At 60.3% G+C, this 5,874-nt stretch carries 8 protein-coding genes; 4 read left to right on the top strand and 4 right to left on the bottom strand.

Features of this window, described 5'->3' with window-relative positions:
- Positions 1 to 120: 120 nt before the first annotated feature.
- The 3 genes from IVA82_RS16155 to IVA82_RS16145 all read right to left on the bottom strand — a co-directional run bounded on the left by IVA82_RS16155 (position 121) and on the right by IVA82_RS16145 (position 1,295).
- A complete protein-coding gene (locus IVA82_RS16155) occupies positions 121 to 447 on the bottom strand; it encodes a hypothetical protein (RefSeq protein WP_247383822.1) in 327 nt (108 codons plus the stop codon).
- Between the two features lie 206 nt (positions 448 to 653).
- Complete coding sequence (locus IVA82_RS16150) at positions 654 to 878, bottom strand: hypothetical protein (protein WP_247383823.1); 225 nt, start codon at positions 876 to 878, stop codon at positions 654 to 656.
- A 156-nt stretch (positions 879 to 1,034) separates the two neighbouring features.
- Positions 1,035 to 1,295, bottom strand: coding sequence for a hypothetical protein (locus IVA82_RS16145; RefSeq protein ID WP_247383824.1), 261 nt, complete (start codon positions 1,293 to 1,295; stop codon positions 1,035 to 1,037).
- A 230-nt stretch (positions 1,296 to 1,525) separates the two neighbouring features.
- Between IVA82_RS16145 and IVA82_RS16140 the strand changes: the two genes are divergently transcribed.
- A complete protein-coding gene (locus tag IVA82_RS16140; protein WP_346658711.1) occupies positions 1,526 to 1,696 on the top strand; it encodes a hypothetical protein in 171 nt (56 codons plus the stop codon).
- Between the two features lie 21 nt (positions 1,697 to 1,717).
- Here IVA82_RS16140 and IVA82_RS16135 read toward each other — a convergent pair whose 3' ends face one another.
- Positions 1,718 to 2,032, bottom strand: coding sequence for a hypothetical protein (locus IVA82_RS16135; protein ID WP_247383826.1), 315 nt, complete (start codon positions 2,030 to 2,032; stop codon positions 1,718 to 1,720).
- Between the two features lie 428 nt (positions 2,033 to 2,460).
- On the opposite strand from IVA82_RS16135, the gene IVA82_RS48975 reads away from it, so the two are divergent.
- The 3 genes from IVA82_RS48975 to IVA82_RS16120 are packed head-to-tail and all read left to right on the top strand — an operon-like array spanning position 2,461 to position 5,751.
- The gene (locus IVA82_RS48975; RefSeq protein WP_247383827.1) at positions 2,461 to 3,390 is read left to right on the top strand and encodes an SIR2 family protein; all 930 of its coding nucleotides are present in this window, start codon (positions 2,461 to 2,463) and stop codon (positions 3,388 to 3,390) included.
- Positions 3,387 to 5,123, top strand: a complete 1,737-nt coding sequence (locus IVA82_RS16125) for a hypothetical protein (RefSeq protein ID WP_247383828.1) — start codon at positions 3,387 to 3,389, stop codon at positions 5,121 to 5,123. Before IVA82_RS48975 ends, IVA82_RS16125 begins: the two co-directional genes overlap by 4 nt.
- On the top strand, positions 5,116 to 5,751 hold the full coding sequence (locus tag IVA82_RS16120; RefSeq protein ID WP_247383830.1) for a hypothetical protein: 636 nt from the start codon (positions 5,116 to 5,118) through the stop codon (positions 5,749 to 5,751). The genes IVA82_RS16125 and IVA82_RS16120 overlap by 8 nt, the downstream gene beginning before the upstream one ends.
- Positions 5,752 to 5,874 lie beyond the last annotated feature (123 nt).

Here is a 5,874-nt window from a genome sequence, read left to right as displayed (position 1 = left end):
CGTCAATCTTCCAGAGTCGAAAATCCTTGCTCATAGCCCCGCAAAGAATCAGACTCGCCCCAGCTTGACCAGCGACTACTTGGACAGGCTCCTAGCTAGCGGATCCCGAGGCTGCCGAGACTAGCGCCGCGCCACCAGCACGCCGAGCAAAAACGCCACCATCAGCGCTGGCAGCGGGGCCTCGCGCACCATGCCGCGAAGGATGTCCGGCCAGTGCTGCTCCGGGACGAGGCTTGGAGACCTGACCTCGGCCATCGGCGTCATGCCCCACTCCGAGGCAAGGTCGGCGATCTCCGTCGCGGCGAGCCGCTCGCCGTCGCGGATGCGGAAGGCGACGGCCTCGGACCGCTCGCGCGGCGCGAGCGCCATCAGCGTCGCGATGGCCGCGCGCAACGTCATCTCGCCGTAGCCGTGCAGCCGCACCGCCTCCTCGGGGCCGGACGTCATGCGAAATCGTCTCTCACGATGCGAAATGGTGCGCGATGGTGAAGGCCGCCGTCGCGCACAGGATCAGCGTGGAAACCGCGCCGGTCACGCCGCGCGCGAGGTGGGCTCGCGTCAGGTTTCTGGTCATGATTTTGCTCCATGCTCGCGCTGGCAATGGCGGCCGCGGATGTTGGTTCCTCCGTCCCCACGCGAATCGCGGCGCCCGTCTACTTCCGCAGCAGCTCGCTCAACGCCGCCGTCGCCTCGGCGCAGCGGATCTCGTCGATCTCTCGCGAGAGGTTGAGCGCACCTGATTTCAGTGCCTCGACGTTCCGGTTTTGCGGGTGCTCGCGCTCGAGCTGACCCAGCCGCTTGTTGAGATCGTCCAGCCTGGACTGCAATTGCTCGACGCTGGCGGTCCCGTTCACCACCCACACCCGTTGTGCACGCATCGTAGTTCCCCTGATAGTCTCACGGCGTTGTGAGCGGGGTTCGTGGCGGCAATGGGAGTTTCTTTTGTCCGGCGTCTGACGGACGGGAACCGTTGCAGATTGGCAACGCGAAAGCGAGGCCTCGCATTGCCAATCTGTACCCCAAAACGCTTCGCATCAGGCGGCGCGTGGCCATCCGGTCGGTCGGCTCGAAAGCCGGCTTTCCAGGATCGCGATGCTGACCTGAAGATTGTCGCGCCGGGCCCGCAGGTTCTGAGCGAGCAAGGGATAGGCAAGGTTGTTCGGGTCGGAGATTCCGGCCTTGCGCTCTTCGTCGCGGATATCGGCATCGAGCAGTTGCGTGCGCCAGCGCAGATCGGAAATCAGCGCATGGAGCTGTGTCGGCATGGTCGCTTCGAAACGGGACGTCGGCTGCATGTGATCGCCTCACTTTGAGACAGACCCACGGCGGGTCTGGGAGATTGACCGCAGTGGAGCAAGCAGAATGCCAGCTTGGGGCCGGGCAGCGGGCCTGCCATGCCGCTTCTATGGGATGGCGCGGCCGTCACATCGGCCGTACACTCTGCTCATTGCAGATTTTTCATTTGTGTTTGTGAGGCAGCATTATGTCGAGTGCGATGAAATTGATCGTTGGGGGTTACACCCGCTTGAAGGACCGTCAGTCGCTGGAGCAGTTGGTGATGCACCGGCGGCGCCTGGTCGCTGATCTGAAGGCGGCGACGGGCTTCGAGTGCGGGTCGTCAATCGCGCAGATCGATGAGGATATCGCCTTGATCGAAGCGGGCCTGCGGACCCTGTCGGGGCCGATCGGCGGTTGATGCGTCGCGCGCCGGAGGTCGTCACCTCCGCGCCATCAGCACCCCCATCAGGAACGCGACCGTGAGCGCCGGCAGCGGCGCCTCGCGCACCATGCGGCGGACGATATCTGACCGATGTCGGCCCTGCGATTTGATGTCGGCCGCCTGCGCGATGCCCCAGTCGGATGCGAGTTCGGCAATCTCGCGCGGCGCCAGCCGCGAGCCGTCGCGAACGCGGAAGACCGCGGCGTCGGCGCGGTCGCGCGCCGGCACGGCCATCAGCGTTGCGACCGCGGTGCGCAGCGTCATCTCGCCATAGCCTTGCAGCCTGACCGATTCCTCGGGGTCCGATGTCATGCCAACGTTTCCCCTTACAGCGCGAAATGATACGCGGCGCCAAATGCGATCATCGTGCAGACGACCAGCGCCGAGATCGCGCCGGTCACGCCGCGCGCAAGTCCCGCTCGTGTCAGATGTCTGGCCATGTTGCGCTCCTCGCTTTGTGAAACAATCGAGGCCGAAGCATCTGGTTCCTCGCCGCCCTCCAATTCGGGTGAGTTGGGGTTTTGTGCGGCGAAAACCCGGCTGGGTAACGGCCATCGGGGCGAGCCGCCGGCTGTGTCGATTGTAATGTCGGGGGGATCGCCCAAGCTTCGCAGGGACGGGCAGTGGTGCGTTTTGGGCACAAATTCGTCCCTGAACACGGGGCGCGGGCAGGCACGCACTACCAAGCGTGCCAGTTCGACGATGCGTAGATCAAACCTAAGGGTAATAGGCAAAAGTCAGTGCGTTTCGTCGAGCAAGGGGCGGACATTCCGGATGAGTTGATCCGGGCTGTCACCGATGGAAGCGCAACGTTCCTCTGCGGCGCTGGCGTCTCGTTCCGCGTCAACTTGCCGTCGTTCAAAGTGCTGACTGAACGCGTCTATGCGCGGCTTGGCGAAGCGCCGGACGATGAACCTGCCGAGCGCAATGCCATCGAGAGCAAGGAATATGATCGAGCATTGCGTTCGCTAGAGAAGCGCACCCACCGGCCAGGAACGCCGTCGCGCGTGCGTGACGCGGTCGCCAATGAACTAGCTCCGCCCGTCGCCGCGTTTCCTGACCACCTCGCGCTGCTCCAGCTTTCACGCGATGGTGATGGCCGTCCGCGCTTGCTCACCACGAATTTTGACACGCTTTTTGAACGGGCGGCGCGCGATGCAGGGATGCTCAACGTGCCCAGTTATGCAGGCGTATCGATGCCACGCGCCGGTGGTGAGCGCGACCACGGCATTCTGCATCTTCATGGAAGGATCGCGGACGATACGTTGAATTTGGAACCCACCGACTTGATCCTGACCAGCGCCGACTTCGGCGAGGCATATCTGCGAAGCGGATGGGCATCGCGCTATATCGAGGACCGCATGCGCCTCGGCACCTTGGTGCTAGTCGGATACGGCGCGGAAGACGCCGCGATGCGTTTGCTGCTTGAAACGCTCGATGCCGACCGCGACCGCTTTCGCGATCTACATGATATTTATGCACTTGAGAAAGGAACGAAAGGATCAGCGTCAATATGGAAGGCAAAGGGTATCAAGCCGATTGAGTTTACCGGTTACGATGCCATCTACGATACGCTCTCGGAATGGGCACGATATGCTATGCAACCGGTCGAATATCGGCGTGCGCGCGTTCAGGGCATTTTGGGAACGGCACCGGTGGCTGGCTCATGACCGAGAATGCGAAGCCAAAATCGGCCAACAAAAAAACACCTGCCGACGCGACCCCATTCGAGCGTGAACAGTTGCGCTTTTTTCTCTCGGGCGGTGACCTCGCTGCGACGCTTTCTGAGTTCAATCCGTCACTGGCATGGCTGCCCTTACTGTCGGAGATGAAACTCATTCAAAGCGAAAGGCAGCTAATAGCATGGGTCGAGCGCAATTTCGCTGACATGGACGCGGTGCGCGATGTTGTCGCCAACATTCATTTTTTTGGACGAGAAACAGCAGACTTCCTCGAATTTCGCTTGAACGCTCAGAGCGCTGATTTGCCGCCGCTGTTGCTTAAGAGCTGGGCTCTGATTATCCGTCACATGCGCACGGCTAAGGCGGGCTTTGCTCACAACGAGTGGTTCGAAATCGCACCGCAGCTGAAGCGTGGAGATCATTCGGCTCCTTTGATTGAGCGGCTCGCCAACGTGCTGCGCCCGAAGCTGAAGGTTGGGAAACGTTTCTCATGGCGCGATACCGCTGAAGATGAAGTGCTGGAACGTCCCTCTGATCTAATGGCGATTGATTATGAAGTCGACGATGGCGTGCAGTCGGATGACGTTCTCGCGGCCTGGCCCAAGAACTCAGAGCCTGAAATCGACGAAATTCTTCTTACGCAGTTGACCGCAGCGCTCAGCGGGGCGTTGGCGGATGCAACAGATGCTGGCGTGGAGGCCAACGAAGGCTACAGCACATCGGACACCGATGTTCCTTCGGTCGCGCACCATGGTCAGAACGAGTATCGCTCCGGCTTTCAAACAATCGTTCGGGTGATGGCCGAAATCTGGACGAGGCTGGCGGAAAAATCCAGTGGCAAAGCTCTCGCCGTCGCAGAGCGCTGGCGGGATAGCCCGTTCCGCCTTGTACGACGACTGGCGATGTTTGCCTTCGCAGATCCGGCCATCCCGGCTCACGTCGCGGCAGACTTTCTGATCGGCATTCCCCTTGGAGAACTCTTCCTTACGCATTCCAGCGTTGAGGCCTATCGCCTGATCCGTGCGCGTTGGAGCGATTTTCCAACAGACAAGCAGCAGCAAATTCTTCTGCGGATTTGCGAGGGGCCGCCACGGAGTTGGTTCCGGGAAGGCCCAGACGTCGGTCGTCATATTGATCGGAGCCGCTACGAACTTCTCTCTGACATGGTTCGGGACGGCGTCGATATCGGACCCGAAGCTGGGAAACTGTTGGTAGAAATCCGTGAACGTTGGCCGCAATGGGAGCCAAAGCCAGCGGAGGAAGCCGGATTTCACGTTTGGCAGGAAAGCGGCGATAGCAAACTCAGCGATGACACCGATAGACTTAAGGATGTTGCCGACGGCGAACTTGTTGCAGAGGCGAGGAGAATTGCCGCGACGGCGGCTTTCATGGAGGAAGATAGGTGGCACGGCCTCTGTCTTAGCGATCCGGATCGTGCTTTGCGAGGGCTGGATGCTGCCGCGATCAAGGGAGATTGGCCGAAGGACTATTGGGAACAATTACTTCGGTCGCGCAAAAATTATGCGGATGTCGAGACCGAGCAGAGGATTGCAGAGCGGCTGTTGCAATGGCCAACTAATAGTTTCGGCACGATTGCGACCGCAGCTTCCTCGTGGCTGGAAGCCCATGCAAAGACGCTTTCCGACACTTTGTTGTGGCCGCTCTGGGACCGCATCGCCGATGCGACGTTGATCGAGACGCCGGGGGCCGAAGATGCGTGACTTATTTACCGACGCTATAAATTCTCCACCCGGACGGCTTGCGGAGTTGGTGCTCGGCAAGATCACCAAGGGGCAGCATGGGAGCGAACTTTCGGATGACGTTCGCTCACGGCTTGATCGGCTTATCGATGCGCCTGGTGACGCTGGATTGCTTGCGCGCGTCCGTCTTGCCCGTGATGTGCCTTTCCTATTCGAACATGCGCCGAATTGGACGACATCCCGAATTGTCCCGCTTTTTGATTGGGCGTCCCCCGACGCAGCCAGCGTTTGGTCGGCACGCAAATACTCAAGTTACATCGGGTCGCCGAAGCTGTTCGGTCTTATCAAACAACCATTTTTGCAAATGTTTGGCCGTAGTGACATGGAGGCGCAAGACCTCGAAAAGTTCGCGGAATGGCTGACGACGATATTGATCGTCAACCATGCTAAGGCTGCGGGCTATCCATTGCTTGATACCGAAGCAAGGTCGGCTTTACGCAAGGCCGGCGGGAGATCGCTGTCCAGCGTGGGTCACCGCTTGGCTGTCGAAATGCAGAGTGCCAAGTCGGAAGAAAAGATCGCGCGTTGGCAGAATGTGGTAGGACCAGTCTTTCGAGGGATTTGGCCGCTCGATGTCGAGTGTCCGTAGCGGGTGAAGATGTCGTACTTTTGTAGCTCGTGATCTGTCGCCTTCGTTGTGGAGGTGGAGCGGAGCCGGAAGGCGTGGACGGTTCCGCCGAGATGGTCATGCCACGGATACTGCCGCCGGGTT

Origin of the sequence: Bradyrhizobium sp. 142 (genome assembly GCF_023074015.1) — a bacterium.
Classification (GTDB): domain Bacteria; phylum Pseudomonadota; class Alphaproteobacteria; order Rhizobiales; family Xanthobacteraceae; genus Bradyrhizobium.
The sequence above is the reverse complement of the archived record's forward strand: the minus strand, read 5'-3'. Positions and strand labels throughout refer to the sequence as shown.

Excerpts from the sequence above, each read along its gene's own strand:
- IVA82_RS16155 (WP_247383822.1), bottom strand. The coding sequence starts at position 447 with ATGACGTCCGGCCCCGAGGAGGCGGTGCGGCTGCACGGCTACGGCGAG.
- IVA82_RS16150 (WP_247383823.1), bottom strand. The coding sequence starts at position 878 with ATGCGTGCACAACGGGTGTGGGTGGTGAACGGGACCGCCAGCGTCGAG.
- IVA82_RS16145 (WP_247383824.1), bottom strand. The coding sequence starts at position 1,295 with ATGCAGCCGACGTCCCGTTTCGAAGCGACCATGCCGACACAGCTCCAT.
- IVA82_RS16135 (WP_247383826.1), bottom strand. The coding sequence starts at position 2,032 with ATGACATCGGACCCCGAGGAATCGGTCAGGCTGCAAGGCTATGGCGAG.
- IVA82_RS16125 (WP_247383828.1), top strand. The coding sequence starts at position 3,387 with ATGACCGAGAATGCGAAGCCAAAATCGGCCAACAAAAAAACACCTGCC.
- IVA82_RS16120 (WP_247383830.1), top strand. The coding sequence starts at position 5,116 with ATGCGTGACTTATTTACCGACGCTATAAATTCTCCACCCGGACGGCTT.